The 16,340-nt window shown below is 57.9% G+C and carries 15 protein-coding genes and 1 tRNA gene; 9 read left to right on the plus strand and 7 right to left on the minus strand.

What is annotated here, in order from left to right:
* Window positions 1-14: 14 nt before the first annotated feature.
* The 6 genes from A6F69_RS06160 (at window position 15) to A6F69_RS06185 (ending at window position 6,360) form a co-directional block, all read left to right on the plus strand.
* Window positions 15-1,388 (plus strand): class II 3-deoxy-7-phosphoheptulonate synthase, encoded by a 1,374-nt coding sequence (locus A6F69_RS06160; protein ID WP_067602637.1) that lies wholly within the window; start codon window positions 15-17, stop codon window positions 1,386-1,388.
* A 96-nt stretch (window positions 1,389-1,484) separates the two neighbouring features.
* Window positions 1,485-2,717, plus strand: coding sequence for an ergothioneine biosynthesis protein EgtB (egtB, locus tag A6F69_RS06165; protein ID WP_067598716.1), 1,233 nt, complete (start codon window positions 1,485-1,487; stop codon window positions 2,715-2,717).
* 4 nt (window positions 2,718-2,721) lie between these two features.
* On the plus strand, window positions 2,722-3,708 hold the full coding sequence (egtD, locus tag A6F69_RS06170; protein WP_067598719.1) for an L-histidine N(alpha)-methyltransferase: 987 nt from the start codon (window positions 2,722-2,724) through the stop codon (window positions 3,706-3,708).
* Window positions 3,709-3,758: 50 nt separating this feature from the next.
* Window positions 3,759-4,715 (plus strand): NAD(P)/FAD-dependent oxidoreductase, encoded by a 957-nt coding sequence (locus A6F69_RS06175; RefSeq protein WP_067598722.1) that lies wholly within the window; start codon window positions 3,759-3,761, stop codon window positions 4,713-4,715.
* Window positions 4,716-4,773: 58 nt separating this feature from the next.
* Window positions 4,774-5,445: a retropepsin-like aspartic protease family protein gene (locus tag A6F69_RS06180; protein ID WP_083984714.1), complete on the plus strand. Its 672-nt coding sequence runs from the start codon at window positions 4,774-4,776 to the stop codon at window positions 5,443-5,445.
* A 150-nt stretch (window positions 5,446-5,595) separates the two neighbouring features.
* The gene (locus tag A6F69_RS06185) at window positions 5,596-6,360 is read left to right on the plus strand and encodes an SDR family NAD(P)-dependent oxidoreductase (protein ID WP_067598725.1); all 765 of its coding nucleotides are present in this window, start codon (window positions 5,596-5,598) and stop codon (window positions 6,358-6,360) included.
* 28 nt (window positions 6,361-6,388) lie between these two features.
* Here the strand turns inward: A6F69_RS06185 and A6F69_RS06190 are convergent.
* The 3 genes from A6F69_RS06190 to yghU form a co-directional block, all read right to left on the minus strand.
* Window positions 6,389-6,463 (minus strand) — tRNA-Gln (locus tag A6F69_RS06190).
* A 64-nt stretch (window positions 6,464-6,527) separates the two neighbouring features.
* Window positions 6,528-7,907, minus strand: coding sequence for an MFS transporter (locus A6F69_RS06195; RefSeq protein ID WP_067598728.1), 1,380 nt, complete (start codon window positions 7,905-7,907; stop codon window positions 6,528-6,530).
* Between the two features lie 86 nt (window positions 7,908-7,993).
* Window positions 7,994-8,848 carry a glutathione-dependent disulfide-bond oxidoreductase gene (yghU, locus tag A6F69_RS06200; RefSeq protein WP_067598731.1) on the minus strand — a complete coding sequence of 285 codons (855 nt, stop codon included), beginning with the start codon at window positions 8,846-8,848 and terminating at the stop codon, window positions 7,994-7,996.
* 454 nt (window positions 8,849-9,302) lie between these two features.
* Here yghU and A6F69_RS06205 point away from each other — a divergent pair, with 454 nt between their 5' ends.
* Window positions 9,303-11,333: an NAD(+) synthase gene (locus tag A6F69_RS06205; protein WP_067602643.1), complete on the plus strand. Its 2,031-nt coding sequence runs from the start codon at window positions 9,303-9,305 to the stop codon at window positions 11,331-11,333.
* Between the two features lie 95 nt (window positions 11,334-11,428).
* Window positions 11,429-12,781 (plus strand): MFS transporter, encoded by a 1,353-nt coding sequence (locus A6F69_RS06210; protein ID WP_067598734.1) that lies wholly within the window; start codon window positions 11,429-11,431, stop codon window positions 12,779-12,781.
* Window positions 12,782-12,859: 78 nt separating this feature from the next.
* Here A6F69_RS06210 and A6F69_RS06215 read toward each other — a convergent pair whose 3' ends face one another.
* From A6F69_RS06215 to A6F69_RS06225, 3 genes are all read right to left on the minus strand, one after another.
* The gene (locus A6F69_RS06215; protein ID WP_067602646.1) at window positions 12,860-13,255 is read right to left on the minus strand and encodes a DoxX family protein; all 396 of its coding nucleotides are present in this window, start codon (window positions 13,253-13,255) and stop codon (window positions 12,860-12,862) included.
* A gap of 31 nt (window positions 13,256-13,286) precedes the next feature.
* Window positions 13,287-13,880 (minus strand): FMN-dependent NADH-azoreductase, encoded by a 594-nt coding sequence (locus tag A6F69_RS06220; protein ID WP_067598736.1) that lies wholly within the window; start codon window positions 13,878-13,880, stop codon window positions 13,287-13,289.
* 76 nt (window positions 13,881-13,956) lie between these two features.
* A complete protein-coding gene (locus A6F69_RS06225; protein ID WP_067598738.1) occupies window positions 13,957-14,658 on the minus strand; it encodes a pirin family protein in 702 nt (233 codons plus the stop codon).
* 113 nt (window positions 14,659-14,771) lie between these two features.
* Between A6F69_RS06225 and A6F69_RS06230 the strand changes: the two genes are divergently transcribed.
* Window positions 14,772-15,674 (plus strand): LysR family transcriptional regulator, encoded by a 903-nt coding sequence (locus A6F69_RS06230; protein WP_067598741.1) that lies wholly within the window; start codon window positions 14,772-14,774, stop codon window positions 15,672-15,674.
* On the opposite strand, the gene A6F69_RS06235 is transcribed toward A6F69_RS06230, so the two are convergent.
* Window positions 15,671-16,336 (minus strand): glutathione S-transferase, encoded by a 666-nt coding sequence (locus tag A6F69_RS06235; RefSeq protein ID WP_083984845.1) that lies wholly within the window; start codon window positions 16,334-16,336, stop codon window positions 15,671-15,673. The genes A6F69_RS06230 and A6F69_RS06235 overlap by 4 nt on opposite strands.
* Window positions 16,337-16,340 lie beyond the last annotated feature (4 nt).

The following is a 16,340-nucleotide window of genomic DNA, read 5'->3' on the forward strand; positions in this document are numbered from 1 at the left end:
TTGAGACTGTGACTGTGGCGCACAATTGGAAACCGGACGGGTGGAAAGCCCATGAAGCGCGGCATTTGCCGCACTACGAAGACGCAAACGAGCTTGCGCAAGCAGAGGCAACTTTGGCTGCCTATCCGCCGCTGGTGTTTGCTGGCGAAGCGCGCGCGCTGAAGGCGGATTTGGCGGATGTAGCCAATGGCCACGCCTTCCTGTTGCAAGGCGGCGATTGCGCGGAAAGCTTTGCGGAATTCCACCCGAACAACATCCGCGACACCTTCCGCGTGTTGTTGCAAATGGCGGTCGTGATGACCTTTGCCAGCAAGCGCCCGGTGGTGAAGGTTGGCCGGATGGCGGGCCAGTTTGCCAAGCCGCGCAGCTCACCAACAGAAACGCAAGGCGATGTAACACTGCCAAGCTATTTCGGTGACAATATCAACGGTATCGAATTTGATCCTGTTGAGAGGCGCAACGACCCGATGCGGATGGTTAAGGCATATTCGCAGGCTGCGGCGACGCTCAACCTGCTGCGCGCCTTTGCCGGCGGTGGATATGCGAACCTGCGTCAGGTGCACCAATGGACGCTCGATTTCATGGGCCGCACGCCGTGGGCAGACAAGTTTGCTGAGACGGCGGACAAGATCGGAAACGCGCTCGACTTCATGGAAGCGTGCGGCGTTGATCCGGCAACCGTACCGCAGCTGCAGGGCACCAGTTTCTACACCAGCCATGAAGCGCTGTTGCTTCCATATGAGCAAGCTCTGACGCGGCAGGATTCGCTGACCGGCGATTGGTATGCCACCAGCGCGCACATGGTCTGGATTGGTGACCGCACGCGCTTCCCGGGCAGTGCGCACATCGAGTTTGCGCGCGGTATCGGTAACCCGCTGGGCATGAAGTGCGGGCCTTCGCTGGAACCGGACGCGTTGCTGGAATTGCTTGATGTGCTCAATCCGGCGCGTGAGCCTGGGCGGATCACGCTGATCAGCCGCTTTGGCCATGACAAGGTTGAAGAAGGTCTTCCCAAGCTGGTCCGCGCGGTGAAACGCGAAGGGCATCCGGTGGTGTGGAGCTGTGACCCGATGCACGGCAATGTCATCAAGTCGGACAGTGGCTATAAGACGCGCCCGTTTGATCGCATTCTCACGGAAGTGAAGGGCTTCTTCAACGTGCACCGCGTTGAAGGCACACATCCCGGCGGCATCCATATCGAGATGACCGGCCAGGACGTGACCGAATGTGTCGGCGGCGCCGTGGCGATCACGGACGATGCGCTCGGAGATCGTTATCACACACATTGCGACCCGCGTTTGAACGCGGCGCAGTCGATCGAGCTCGCGTTCCTGATCGCGGAGATGCTCAACCAGCAAGTGAACGAGCAACAGGCCAACGCGGCCTGACCAGCATTTGCCACCTTCAGTCGCGGAGCATGCCTTTCAATTGTCATGCCTTTCGGGCATGAAACCGCCAGCACAAGCTGACGCGGGAGAAGTGACGTGCCAGAACTGCTTGCCGGTGCAGCTGATAAAGGTGCTGTTGGGCTCGCCGATAGATTTCGCGCAACACGGCGATTGAGCGAAGCGCTGGTCGCGCCGCTCAGCGATGCTGATGCCACTATCCAATCGATGGAAGATGCGTCACCCGCCAAGTGGCATCTGGCGCACACGACATGGTTCTGGGAGACATTCCTGCTGCGCGATCATGCGCGTGGGTATCAGCTATTCGACGATCAATATCCGTTCCTGTTCAATTCCTATTACGAGGCTGAGGGCGAACGGATTGCGCGCTTTTCCCGCGGGATGCTCTCACGTCCAACCTTGGAGCAGATGCTTGAATGGCGAGCGCATGTTAATGCCGCGATGGAGCCGCTACTAGATGACCCGGCGCACACCGACTTGATTGAGCTGGGCGTCGCGCATGAGCAGCAGCATCAGGAGCTGCTGCTCACTGATATCAAGCATGCGCTGTTTCAGAACCCGCTTGGCCCGGCGATGTTTGGCCGAGCGCCGCAGCAAGCGATTGCGCTTCAGGAGGGATGGGACGAGCATCCCGGCGGTATCGCGATGATCGGGCACGACGGCAGTGGCTTTGCCTTTGACAATGAAGGGCCACGCCATCGTGTATTATTGGAACCCTTTGCGCTGTCGAAACGCCTCGTGACCAATCGCGAATGGTCCGAATTCATCGCCGATGGCGGCTACGCGAACCCTGCGCTGTGGCTGTCTGACGGATGGGCATGGGTGCGCGAAAACGGCATCTGCGCACCGCTCTATTGGCGCGATGAGCAATACTTTACCCTTCAAGGCTGGCAGGATCGTGATCCTGAAGCGCCCGTGACGCATATCTCATACTTCGAAGCCGATGCCTTTGCGAGCTGGGTCGGTAACCGATTGCCGACCGAGTTCGAATGGGAAGCTATGGCACAAGCTCATGATTCTGCGGCGGGTAACCAACTGGATGAGGCACGCGGAGTGCAACCCATGGGCAACGCCAGTCTGTTCGGCGATTGCTGGCAGTTCACTCGCTCGGCCTATTTGCCTTATCCGCGCTTTCGACCCGCCGCAGGAGCAGTGGGCGAGTACAATGGCAAATTCATGAGCGGGCAGTTCGTGCTGAAAGGCGCCAGTTGCGCCACGGTCCGCGGCCATTCGCGCGCTTCTTACCGCAACTTCTTCTATCCGCATCAGCGGTGGCAATTTACCGGTCTCAGGCTGGCAAAGGACATTTGATTTCATGGCATCGAACAAGGGTATTGCCCTCGTCAATCTGGATGAAGACGGCGTCGACCGCGCCTTTCGCGCTGACGTGCTGCAAGGTCTATCCGAAGCGCAAAAGGCGATCCCTGCGCGCTGGCTTTATGATGACGCTGGATCGCAGTTGTTCGAGGATATTACGCGCCTGCCCGAATACTATCCAACGCGGTCGGAGCGTGAAATTCTGGAGGCACGTGGCGCTGAATTTGCCGATCTGATCGGGCCGGATCGGGCCGTGGTGGAGTTCGGATCGGGTAGCTCGGTCAAGACCCCGCTTTTGCTGAGCGCGATCGATCCAGCGGCCTATGTACCGCTCGATATTTCCGGCGACTTCCTGCGCGCATCGTCGGGAGAGCTTTCTGCGAAGTTTCCCGGCCTGCCGGTCTATCCAGTTGAGGCGGATTTCATGCGCCGTGTGGAGTTGCCCACGGAAGTTGCCGGGATGCCCAAGCTGGGGTTCTTCCCCGGATCAACCATCGGAAACATGGTCGCGCGCACGGCGGTCGATCTGCTGCGGACCATGCGCGAAACACTGGGCGAAGGATCGAAATTGTTGATCGGGATGGACCTGATCAAAGACCGCAAAGTCTTGATTGCAGCCTATGATGATGCGGCCGGAGTGACCGCCGAATTCAATCTCAATCTGATCCGGCGTATCAATCGTGAACTTGATGCGGATATTCCGTTCGATGCCTTGCAGCATGTGGCGCGATGGAACGATGAGTTTGCACGGATTGAGATGCATCTTGTGGCAACACGCGACCTTCAATTCACCGTTTCCGGGAAGTCTTTTGCGATGCGCGAAGGCGAGAGCATCCACACCGAAAACAGCCATAAATTCAACCGTCGGACGGGGAATACCTTATTACTCGCAGGCGGATGGACTCCGGTGCAGCGCTGGACCGACAGCGAAGAGCGTTTCTCGCTGGTGCTGGCGGACGCGACGATCCCGCGCAGCGCTCCTTGAGATCGCAGAAAGAATTGAAACCATTGCGGTAAGCGGGCGTTGAAGCCCGCATGGACGCTCAGCAGAAACATATCGCCGTGATCGGGGCCGGAATGGCCGGGCTGACATGTGCGACAGAGCTTCAGGCTGCTGGTTACAATGTCACTGTGTTCGACAAGGGGCGCGGGCCAGGTGGCCGAATGGCCGCACGCCGGGCAGAGCTCGACGGTGTGACGATCTCTTTTGATCACGGCGCTCAATACTTGACTGCCACGACAGATGCCTTCTCTGATCAGATCGCCGAGTGGTTAGCCGCAGGAGTGATTGCGGCGTGGCCTGCTGCATCAGAGGATGCCTGGGTCGGCGTTCCGGGAATGAACGGACCTATCCGTTTTCTGGGGCTGCAAGCTAATGTGCATTGGGCCACCCAGGTCGACCGCATAGACCGCGATGCGGAGCACTGGCAGCTTCACACGGAAGAAGGCACGCATCAATTTGATGCGGTGATCGTGGCGGTTCCCGCAGAACAGGCCACGGAATTGCTCGGCAGCGTTGCGCCAGCGCTGGCTGCCGTTCCGGCCCAAGTGCAGTCCCTCCCATGTTGGGCTGTGATGGCGGCATGGGAGAGGCGGTTAGACATTGAGCGCGATTGCCTGTGTGAGCCGAGCGACGCGATTGCATGGACGGCGAGAAACTCGACAAAGCCGGAGCGAGCGGGTGCAGAGACCTGGATTATCCATGCTGGCGCTGATTGGTCACGTAAGCACCTTGAGCTCTCTCAAGAAGAGGCAGGGACCAAATTATTGGATGAATTCTTCACCGCTACGGGCACGACCGCAACAGCGCCGATCCACCTTGCGGCGCATCGCTGGCGATATGCCTTTCCAAAAGTCTCGTCACCGGAAACAGCGATATGGGATCCTGATCAGTCGATCGGCCTATGCGGTGACTATCTCGTTTCGCCAAGAGTAGAGGGCGCGTGGACTTCCGGCCGGGAGCTTGCGAGAAAAGTGACCGGTGGGATTTAGCGCTCAATCATCGAACTCGCTCATGGATTAAATCGATGAATCCACCTATATCTATGTGATGTCGATCAAGGGCATCTGGGAATATCTGGCGATGACAATCGCGGCGATCCCGCGTTCGGGCTTGCTGCTTATGGTGGTCGCGGCGATTGCCGTTAGCGCGATCGGATCATTGATGGTTCGCCGAAAGGTTCCGCTCGGTTTTTTTGTGCGTCGGGCAAGTACTGTGGTTCTTGGCGGGGTACTGTTGGTCGTCGTGTTGCAATTGTCGCGCTTTGACTCCCGACTGGAAATCGCTGTCCCGCAATTTGGGTTGCCTGAACAAATCGTTGAAGGCGGCGAGACGCACATTCCGATGGCCTCAGACGGACATTTCTGGCTGCGCGCTCAGATAAACGGGGTTCCAGCGGACTTTCTGGTCGATACAGGGGCCACGCTAACCGCGGTGTCCCAAGGCGTAGCTGATCGTGCGGGCCTGTTGCCCCGCCGGGGTGGATTGCCGGTCACCGTAAACACTGCCAACGGTCCCGTTTCGGCAGAACTCTCGACCATCGGTGAGTTGCGGTTCGGTAACGTCGCCGTTCGCGGGCTAGATGTGGTGATCGCACCCTCGCTTGGTAAGACAAACGTTGTGGGTATGAATTTGCTTTCTCGGCTTGCCTCGTGGCGAGTCGAAGGCAATACGATGATTCTGGTTCCCAATAATCCGCAGCCTCAACTGGGGACTGAGTAGATCCCTTGGAAGGGATGAAACTGGTCCGGTTAAGGTAATAAGCCGATCAGAAATTTAGTCGCCCACCCTCTTCGTTCCACTGACATTTGATTAGTAGACTGTGAGGTGTCGTCCTCTTAGCTCTCAGCCTTGTTTAGTTGGAGCGCGCGAATGAAGGAACTGTTCGACCTTACTGGTAAAGTCGCCGTGGTGACGGGGGCGGGACGTGGTATCGGTGAGGGTATTGCTACCCTGCTGGCTGAAGCTGGCGCCGATGTTGTTTGTGCCGCGAGGTCAGGCGATCAGATCCAAAGCACAGCAAAGTTGATTAACGAGAGCAGTTCTGGAGGTCGCGCGGTTGCACATATAACCGATGTCTCAGACGAAGAAGATATGGAGGCGCTTGGCCAGCGAGCTATCGATGAATTCGGTCGGCTCGATATCTGGGTTAACAATGCGGGAGGGTCGCTTGTTTCCGCACCGCTTACGGAGCTTGAGCCAGCGGAATGGCACAAGACGATGGCCGTAAATCTAACCTCAGTATTCTATGGCGTGCGGGCCGCGGCGAAGCGCATGAAGGACGGCGGCAGTATCGTGAATACATCGTCGATGGCTGGACGCGATCCCTTCCCAGGTAGCGGGCACTACAGCGCTGCTAAGGCTGGCGTGAATATGCTGACCAAGACACTTGCTTTGGAGCTAGGGCCGCAAAAAATCCGCGTCAACGCGATCCTGCCCGGGTTTGTCCCTACCGATACGGTGAAGAAGGCGCTCGACATGAAGGACGAGGATTTTGGGCCTTTGCTTGAGCAGCTGAACCTGCCTGCGGGTCGGTTAGGCACGCCACGCGATATCGCCGCATGTGTGCTCTATCTCGTCGGTAACTCAGGCGAGTGGGTTACTGGCCAGAACCTATGTGTGGCCGGAACGGTCTGATCTTTTCTTAACGCAATACATGGAAGGTTGGCTGGGGTGGCAGGATTCGAACCTGCGCATGCCGGTACCAAAAACCGGTGCCTTACCGCTTGGCTACACCCCAGCAGACCCGCTTTTTGATGGCGGGGCGCTCCCTATAGCGGCTCTGACTGCAATGTGAAGAGGGTTCAGGCAGGCAATTGCCGCCTTTGCGCAAGCTCGGCCTCAATCTTGGCAATCGTTTGCCGATCAATGCGGTAAAACAGCATGGCAACCGCGCCCGGGACCAGCACAATGGCGGGAATGATCGCAAAGGCAAGGTTGATTCCCCTGACCGCCGCTTCGCTTTGTTCCTGGCCTGCTTCAAAGCCCGTCATGCTCATGACAAGGCCAGGTAGGGCGAGCCCAAAGGCGACACCCGTCTTCACCGCGAAGATCGATGCGGCGACCACAAGTGCGGTCATCTGTTTGCGCGAGCGCCAGTCAACATACTCCGCGATATCCGTGAACATCGCGTAGGCCAGAACCATCAGCATGCCGAAGCCAATCCCAACTCCATACTGTACAAATGTTTGCGGCCATACAGCATCCAAGGGCATGGCGTAGAATAGCATGATTGCCGAAGCCTTTAGTGCCCCCGCAAAGATGACGAGATGCGACTTTTCAAACCGCCGTTGTAGGAAACTGGCGAGGATCACACCGCTGATCTGCCCCAGCGCCAGCGCGGTCAGGAACAGCGCCGGACGATCCATAAAGGCAAGAACAGGCGTCCCATCGTCTCCCGCGACATATTCAAAAAAGAACAGGGCGCTGGCTTGGCGCGCTGCAATGGCGGTGACGCCCAAGATCGCGGCTATGGCCACTGCTATCCAGGGCCCGGTCACGACCAGTTCTTTGAAATCACCAAGGATCGAACCGTTTTCCTGTGTCGGCTCGATACGTTCCTTGGTGGTGAAGAAGGTTGCCAAAAGGCAGAAGAAAGACAGTCCGGCAATACACGCCATTGTCCACATAATGCCGCGTGCCTCGTTGCCTCCGCCCAACTCTCGCACCAGCGTGGTGCCAAGAACACCTATCAAGATCCCCGACAAGGCGGAGAAAAACATGCGGTACGCGGTGACACTGCCACGTTGTTCGGCACTGGGAGAGATAACGCCCAGCAAGCCGCCGTAGGGTACGTTCACAATTGTGTAGACCAGCATCGCAAGTGTGTAGGTGACATAAGCCCAGATCAGAAGGCCGGTTTGGCTCAGGTCTGGCGCCGCGAAGACCATTACCCCAAAAAAGCCGAAGGGCACCGCTCCAAACAGCATGTAGGGCCGGTATCTCCCCCAGCGGCTGCGTGTGCGGTCGGATATGGCGCCCATCATCGGGTCAGTCACTGCATCGACCAGCTTGGTCAGGAGCAACATCAGGCTGATCGCCGCTGGCGCCAAGCCGTTCAAATCGACCAGAAAATAAAAAAGGAAGAAGCCAAAGAAATTGAGGTACAGGCCAGAGGCTAGGTCGCCCACGCCGTAGCCCAGCTTTTCCTTCAGCTTTATGCGCTCAGGCGGGGTGTGGTCCAATCAGCACTCCAATAATGGCTTGGTGGCCCAAGCGATACTTCTGAGCCACCAAACCGTAAAGCACTGACCGCGTCAAATATCCCGGATCAGATATCCTTACCTTCGAAATCGGCTGCCGAGTGGCGTTCCGCCAATTGCTGGTTCTCTTCGCCCCATACCTTATTGACGATGCGGCCACGCTTAACCGCGGGGCGAGCCGCAATTTCCTTCACCCAACGTCCAACGTTTTCATATTCATCGATCGAGAGGAAGGTCTTCGCGTCGTTGTAGATATCGCCAGTGGTGAAAGGTGCGAGCCAGGGGAAGTTGGCCATATCAGCGATGGTGTATTCGTCGCCTGAAAGGAAACGGCTTTCCGCCAGGCGCTTATCCGCAACGTCGAAGATGCGCTTTGTCTCCATCGCATAGCGATTGATCGGGTATTCGAACTTCTCCGGCGCATAGGCGTAGAAGTGACCAAAGCCGCCACCGATGAACGGGCCTGTGCCGACTTGCCATGCGACCCAACTCAGCGTCTCAGCACGAGCGGCGGGATCGGTTGGCAGGAACTCGCCGAACTTCTCTGCCAGATGGATCAGGATTGCTGCCGATTCAAAAACGCGGAAGGGTTTGTCACCGCTGCGATCTTCCATTGTTGGAATTTTCGAGTTTGGGTTGAGAGCCACGAACCCGCTGGTGAACTGCTCACCCTGGCCGATGTTTACGGTGTAGGCATCGTATTCTGCGCCTTTGTGGCCCAGCTCAAGCAGTTCCTCGAGCATGATCGTGACCTTTACGCCATTGGGCGTTGCAAGCGAGTAGAGCTGGAAGGGGTTCTCGCCGACCGGCAAATCTTTCTCTTCGCGCGCGCCGGCAGTCGGGCGGTTGATATTGGCAAAGCGGCCGCCGCTTTCGGTGTCTACTGACCATACTTTGGGCGGGGTGTAGGTGGGGTCTGCCATGTTTGTTGGTTCCTGTATCTTGAAGCTCTCTCTGAGTTCGAGAGGTGGGGCATCGAAGTTACGAGTGCAAGAAGCACCTTTGCGATCATCCGTCGCGAATTGCTTTTCATAGGAGTAGCGAAACTTGCCATTTATATCATAAAAGGATACTCAATCTTCTATGCACTTGGCAGGATACAAGATTCGCGCTTGGCGTGAGGCGCACAAACCGCCGCTGTCAGCAGAGGAGTTTGGCATTCGGTTTGGCGATCCCTGGCCAAGCAGGACTGTGTACGGCTGGGAATCCAAAGGGAAAGTTGCGCGTCCCCCGGTGCAAAGACGTTTGGCTGACCTGGGGATATGTTCGCCCGCAGACTGGCTTGAGCCCGCCCCTGAACAGGATACTGAAGGCTCCTCGACAGTATCACAAAATGATCAATTAGATCGGGATACTCGCGAGCATCCCTTCTTCGACATGCGCCAGCACGGGATGGTTCGTGTCGCAACGAGTACGCCCAAAACCCGCACTGCGGATATAGACTACAACGTAGAGGGCATTCTGGCCGAGGCGGAACGCGCGCACGATGCAGGCGTCGATCTGGTGGCATATCCAGAGCTTTGCGTGTCATCTTATGCAATCGATGATCTGCATTTGCAGTCCGCTTTACTGGATGCAGCGGAAGCAGGCATTGCGCGTATTGTCGCGGCAAGTGCAGACATTGATCCGGTTTTGCTGATCGGAGCGCCACTGCGTCACAATGGGCGGGTGTACAATTGCGCGGCGGCTATAGCGGGCGGACGGTTGCTGGGCGTTGTGCCGAAAAGCTTTCTGCCCAACTATCGTGAATATTACGAGAAGCGCTGGTTCGCTCATGGCCGCGAGATCAAGGGGCTGGAGATCACTGTCGCAGGGCTGACCGTACCTTTCGGCGTCGATCTGATCTTCGCTGCATCAAACCTGTCTGGGTTCAAGCTGCACGTCGAGATTTGCGAGGATTACTGGGCGCCGACGCCGCCATCGACACAAGGTGCGCTGGCAGGCGCAACCGTGCTCGCCAATCTTTCAGCCAGCAACATCACAATCGGCAAGTCGGATGAGCGGCATTTGCTAGCCCGTGCGCAAAGTTCGCGCGCGGTCGCGGCCTATCTCTATTGTGCCAGCGGACATGGCGAAAGCACCACCGATCTCGCGTGGGACGGCCAGGGCATGATCTACGAACTGGGCGATCTGCTGGCTGAAAGCGAACGCTTCAGCCTCAATGCAGAGCTGTGCATCGCTGACGTGGACTGCGAGCGGATTCTGGCAGAGCGCGCGCGGATGCAGACCTTCAACGACGCCGCCGAGGCAGCCGGGCGGCCCGAAGACAGCTTCCGAACTGTCGCCTTTAACTTTGCCCCGAGTGAAGGTGATCGCGGTCTGGTGCGCCCGATACGGCGCTTCCCCTTTGTACCCAATCGCCAGCACAAACTCGATGAGGATTGCTACGAAGCGTTCAACATTCAGGTCGATGGCCTGATGCGCCGGCTGGAGGCGACGCATGCCAAGAGCATGGTGATCGGCATTTCTGGCGGTCTCGATTCAACGCATGCTTTGATCGTTGCGGCCAAATGCTGTGACCGGCTGGGTCTGCTGCGCAGCTTCATCCGCGGCTACACCATGCCGGGCTTTGCGACGTCCGATCACACCAAGTCGAATGCGTGGAAACTGATGAAGGCGCTGGGCATCACAGCGGAAGAGATCGACATCCGTCCTGCGGCGACGCGCATGCTGGATGATATGGATCACCCCTTCGCTGATGGAGAGCCGGTCCACGACGTCACTTTCGAGAATGTCCAAGCCGGACTGCGCACCGATTACCTGTTCCGGCTGGCGGGGCATCATTCGGGCTTTGTGATCGGGACGGGCGACTTGAGCGAGCTGGCGCTTGGCTGGTGTACTTATGGTGTTGGTGACCAGATGAGCCATTATGCGGTAAATTCGGGAGTCCCCAAAACGCTGATCCAGTATTTGATCCGTTGGGCGGTGAGCACCGAACAGTTTGATCCCCAGACCGACGAAGTGCTGCTTTCAATCCTCGATACGGAGATTTCGCCCGAGCTGGTACCTCCGGGCGAAGGCGGTGAGATCCAGAGCACAGAGAGTATCATTGGCCCCTATGAGTTGAATGACTTTTTCCTGCATCACACCATTCGCTGGGGTCAGCGGCCGAGCAAGATTGCCTTCCTTGCGTGGCATGCGTGGAAAGATACGCAAGCAGGGTTGTGGCCGGCTGAATTCCCCGATGCGAAGAAGAATGAATATGAGCTCGTCACAATCCGCGAATGGCTTGAGAAATTCATCAAGCGTTTCTTTGCATTCAGCCAGTTCAAACGCAGCGCCATCCCCAACGGCCCAAAGGTAAGCGCGGGCGGCGCTCTATCCCCGCGCGGCGATTGGCGAGCGCCGTCAGACGCGGTTGCCGATGTGTGGTTGAAAGAACTGCGCGCAAAAACGCCGAAGCTGTGAGCAAACGCCAGTAATCGCTATGATTTGTAAAATGTAGCTGTAGGTTGGCGAAGGTGGTCGCGCACTGGATCCGGCATCGTCGGGCAGGGGATTAGATGGCGACCAATCCTGATACGAGCGGCTTGATACTGGCGCGCAGCCAGAAGCTGCGTCTTTTCACACTTTTCATTCTCTATGTCGGGCAGGGGCTACCGATCGGGCTTAGCTGGTTTGCAATTCCAGCATGGATGGCTGCGAATGGTGCAAATGCCGAAGACGTTGGCTCAGTGCTGGCGCTGACAGCGCTTCCCTGGTCGCTCAAGCTCGTCAACGGCTTCATCATGGACCGGCATACGGTTCTGTCATTGGGGCGGCGCAGGGTTTGGCTGGTCGGCGCGCAATCGGCCATGATCCTGGTGCTGCTGATTGGCATGGCGCTCAATCCCTCGTCTTCACAGATCGCCATATTGGGAGCGATAGGGTTCGCTCTCAACACAGCCACAACGTTTCAGGATGTCGCTGTCGACGGGCTGGCGGTGGACATCATGGAGGAAGACGAGCGCTCCCGCGGCAGCGGGATGATGTTCGGTGGGCAGTCGATCGGGATCGCGGCCGGTACCGCGCTGACCGGCGCTGTGATCGGCAGCTATGGAGCCCCAGCCGCATATGCCTTGGTCGCTCTGCTTGTGTTGTTGCTGTGTCTTTACATTGTTTCGTTTCGTGAGCGTGAAGGCGAACGGCGTTTGCCATGGCACCCCGGTAATGCGCATCCGAGAAATCTGGAAATTCAGGCTGAGGCGTGGTGGCCGATCCTGAAGAACACGCTCGTATCACTGACACGTTTGGTCAGCCTGCTTTGGGTGCCGGTTTTGTTTGGACGCGGTATACTCTACGGCGGACTGACGGGCGTGACTCCCTTGATCGGCGCGAATGATGTGGGTTGGAGCGAGGCGCAAATCGCGGCAGCAACTTCGACCGGAGGGTTGATCGCTGGCATTCTGGGCCTGTCGCTGGGCGGATGGCTGGGCGACAAATTTGGCGCGAAGAAGACAGCTATCGGATGGATGCTGGTGCAGATTGCAATGTGCGCCGTGATGTATTTCAGCATCCCCTACTGGTCGAACCCCACGCTGTTCGTCACGTTCGTGTATGCCTGGATCTCGCTGGATATCCTGCTCACCGTTGCGTGTTTGCCGATTTCGATGCGGCTTTGCGATCCTACAGTCGCGGCAACACAGTTCGCGATCTACATGGCAGTCTCTAACTTCGGGATTTCATTTGGCGCATTCGTGTTGAGCCAGATTGACGGTTTAGGCGGATTACCATCGATATTCCTGGTAGTGGGGGGCGGCATTCTGATGGCGCTGATATTGATGGTGATGGTGCAATATCCACGCAGACCGGAATACTATGCCGCACTGGAAGCTAAACTGCCGCATGATGACAGGGTGAAGCCGCGTATCGACTAAAGCAAAAGTGCCAGAGAGCGTATTGCTCTCCGGCACTTTTTTGCCTGCCAGCGGCAGCCAGCCTGGGCGGGTGTGACGTTACCCTTTGTCGAGCGAGTAACGGCCCGGTCCAAATGCGGCGACCATGAACATGCCGCCACCAATGGCGAGGTTCTTGAGGAATGAAGTCATCTCGCTTTGCTGTGCAAAGTCATTGTGGAAGATGATCGCGGCGAGGATGCTAAACACACCCAGAGCAGCTGCTGCATAGCGGGCCTTGAAACCGACCGCGAGCAACAATCCGCCGCCAATTTCCAAGGCAACAGTGCCGAAGTACAGGAGTTCGGGGAAGGGCAGACCCTTGGAGCCGATATAACCCACCGTGCCTTCCATACCGCTCAGCTTGCCTACGCCTGCTAGTATGAAAAGTGCGGCTAGCAACACTCGGCTGATCAGCATCACTGTGTCCTGTTTAGCGTTGATTTCTTGAGTCATTTCCCTGTCCTTTTTGATGATCTGATCTGAATTAGGCTGCCAAACGCTCAACAGTTTCATGAGCTTGCTTGATCTTCTCTTCGCCGCCAGCACCCATGATGCCGTCTGCAGCGATCACATCGACATCGGTGATGCCGAGAAAGCCGAGGAAGAATTTGAGCCAGGGCGTCATGAAGTCGATTTCGCTTCCCACCGTCGTGCCGCCGGATGCTGCCGTGATATAGGCCTTCTTGCCGGTCAGCAGGCCTTCAGGACCGTTCTCGGTATATTTGAAGGTAGTGCCTGCGCGCGCAACCAGATCGGCCCAGGCTTTCACTGTGGCGGGTACGCCGAAGTTGTATATTGGCGTGCTGAATACGATGGTGTCGGCAGCTTGCAGCTCCCCGATCAGCGTGTCGGCAATAGCTGCCAGTTCGGACTGCTCGAGGGTACGCTCTGCATGCGGCGCAAGGTTGGCTGCAAAGCGGTCTGTATCGATGAATGGCAGATCATTTTGCGCCAGGTCGCGGCGCGTGACGCTGGCTTGGTGCTGCGCTGCGAGGCCTTCAACAAGCTTGATGCCCAGGCCTTTGGAAACGCTTTCTTCTCCGCGAATGCTGGCGGTGATGTGGAGGATGTTGGTCATTGGAATGTCCTTTGCTGAGAGAGAAGGGGGTGCCGACCGGGCGGGGGAGAGAGGGGGATGCCCGGTCGGCTTGGGGTCAGGCTGCGTCGACGAGCACAAGCTCGCTGTCTTCCAGCGCAGTGATGGTCACGCTCTCACGCTGAGTGATGGCCACACCATCGCGGGCGTTTGCTTCGACCTCTTCCACCTGAACCTTGCCGGTTGCAGGCACGAGATAGAGGTGACGCGAGGCATCACGCGGTGTGTATGTCACGCTTTCGCCGGCCTTCACCGTTGCGCCGAGCACGCGGGCATCGGTGCGGATCGGCAGCGCGTCATCATCATTCGCGACACCACTGGCGAGCGGAACGAATTCACCTGCGCGGTCTTCCTTGGGGAAGGGACGGGCGCCCCAATCGGGCTTGCCGCCGCGCTCTTCCGGGATAATCCAGATTTGGAAGATTTGCGTTTCTTCGTCTTCCAGATTGTACTCCGAATGCTGGATCCCAGATCCCGCGCTCATCACTTGAACGTCGCCCGCTTCGGTGCGGCCCTCATTGCCCATGCTGTCGCGGTGCGTAATCGCGCCGCTGCGGACATAGGTAATGATTTCCATGTCGTTGTGCGGGTGAGTGGGGAAGCCTGTCTTCGGAGCGATTGTGTCATCGTTCCAGACACGCAGCGAGCCCCAGTTTACCCGCGACGGATCGTGATAACCGGCGAATGAAAAGTGATGGTGCGCGTCAAGCCATCCGTGATTGGCGGCACCGAGAGAGTTGAAAGGGCGTAGTTCGATCATTTCTGAGTCTCCTGTTGGAGTGACGTTGTGAGCTGCAGATAGCCCTTGCGAATGAACAGGAAAACTGAGATAAAGCTGCGCATAATGTTCAGATTATCCGAACATATGACGTCATGCGGTTAGGCGAACCCAGCTTGGACCAGTTGCGCATCTTCCTCAGCGTGGAGGAAGAGGGCAGCTTTGGCGGTGCAGCGCGCAAGATGGGCCGCACAGTGTCCGCAATCAGTTACGGCGTGCAACAGATGGAAGCGCAACTGGGCGTGACGCTGTTCGCGCGCGAGGGGTCACGCAAGCCCGTGCTGACCGAAGCGGGGCAGGGCCTGTTGGCCGAAGCGCGTGCGATTGCAGATGCGACCGATGCACTGCTTGCCAAGACACAAAGCTTGCACGCCGGGCTTGAGAGCGAAGTCAGCCTGGTGCTGGATGTGATGATACCGGGCGCGGTTATTGCACGGGTACTGGAAGAGTTCCGGCGGATGTTCCCGACTGTGGCGCTGCGGCTGAATATAGAGGGGTTGGGCGCAGTGGCGGCTTGTCTATTGGACGGCGAAGCTCAACTCGGGGTGGCCGGCCCGGTCGTGAGCGATCATCCCGATCTGGAAAGGCAGGTTATCGGCGAGGTCGAACTGATCCCGGTGGCCGCACCTGCGCACCCGCTCGCGCAATCAGGCATCAAACCGGGTGAAAGTCGCAAGCACCTGCAAATTGTCCTGTCCGACCGTTCATCAATTACGCAGGGGCAGGAATTTGCCGTACTTAGCCCGCAGACGTGGCGGCTCGGGGATCTGGGCGCGAAGCATATCCTGCTGAAGCAAGGGATCGGCTGGGGCAACATGCCGCGGCACCAGGTTGCCGATGATCTGCGCGACGGCTCGCTGGTTGAGCTGGACCTGCCCGAGAAACCCGGTGCGCATTATATGTTGAGCGCCACATGGCGCCGCGATGCGCGCCCGGGACCGGCGACGAGTTGGCTGATTGATGCGCTGCGCGATGCGCTGGCGCAGTGCCCAGGTTAAGCCGCGCTGGCGGGACCAAACTTGATCACGTAATCGCCCGCTTTCCAGGGCGCGAACTTGGGCATGATGCTCTTGAACAGATCGCTCTCAAGATGCCCTGCCAGCCAGCGCTGCAAATGCGGAATAGGCTGCGCGTCGAACCACGCGCGATCAGTGTTGGCGAACTGCCGGATAAAGGGAAACAGCGCGATGTCCGCCAGCGTGCGTTTGTCGCCGCAAAGCTGGGCCTGAGCCGCCAGCCGCGCGTCTAGATCGCGCAGAATTTCATACGCCGCCTCGCGGTGGTGCAGGCGAAATGCCTCTTCACCACCGCCCGCCTCATCGGGATAACGCGTCGGGTATTTGTAGCGGTCCAGATGATGCTTGAACGGGCCATCATTGCGCGTGATCAGCGCGTCGTCATCACCTGAAAGCCAGCCCTCCGGATCATTCTGGTGCAAGGCCCAGCGCATGATCGCGATGCTTTCATCGATCACTGAACCGTCCCGGAAATCGAGCACAGGCACTGTCGCCTTGGGCGAAGCTTCAATCAATTCAGCCGGCTTGTTGGCGAGTTTAACCTCGCGCAGCTCTACGTCGATCTCCGCGCTCCACAGGCCCATCCGGCCGCGCATCGCATAGGGACAGCGGCGGAAGGAATAGAGGATCGGCGTCTCAGTCACTTGC

Origin of the sequence: Altererythrobacter ishigakiensis (assembly GCF_001663155.1) — a bacterium.
Classification (GTDB): domain Bacteria; phylum Pseudomonadota; class Alphaproteobacteria; order Sphingomonadales; family Sphingomonadaceae; genus Erythrobacter; species Erythrobacter ishigakiensis.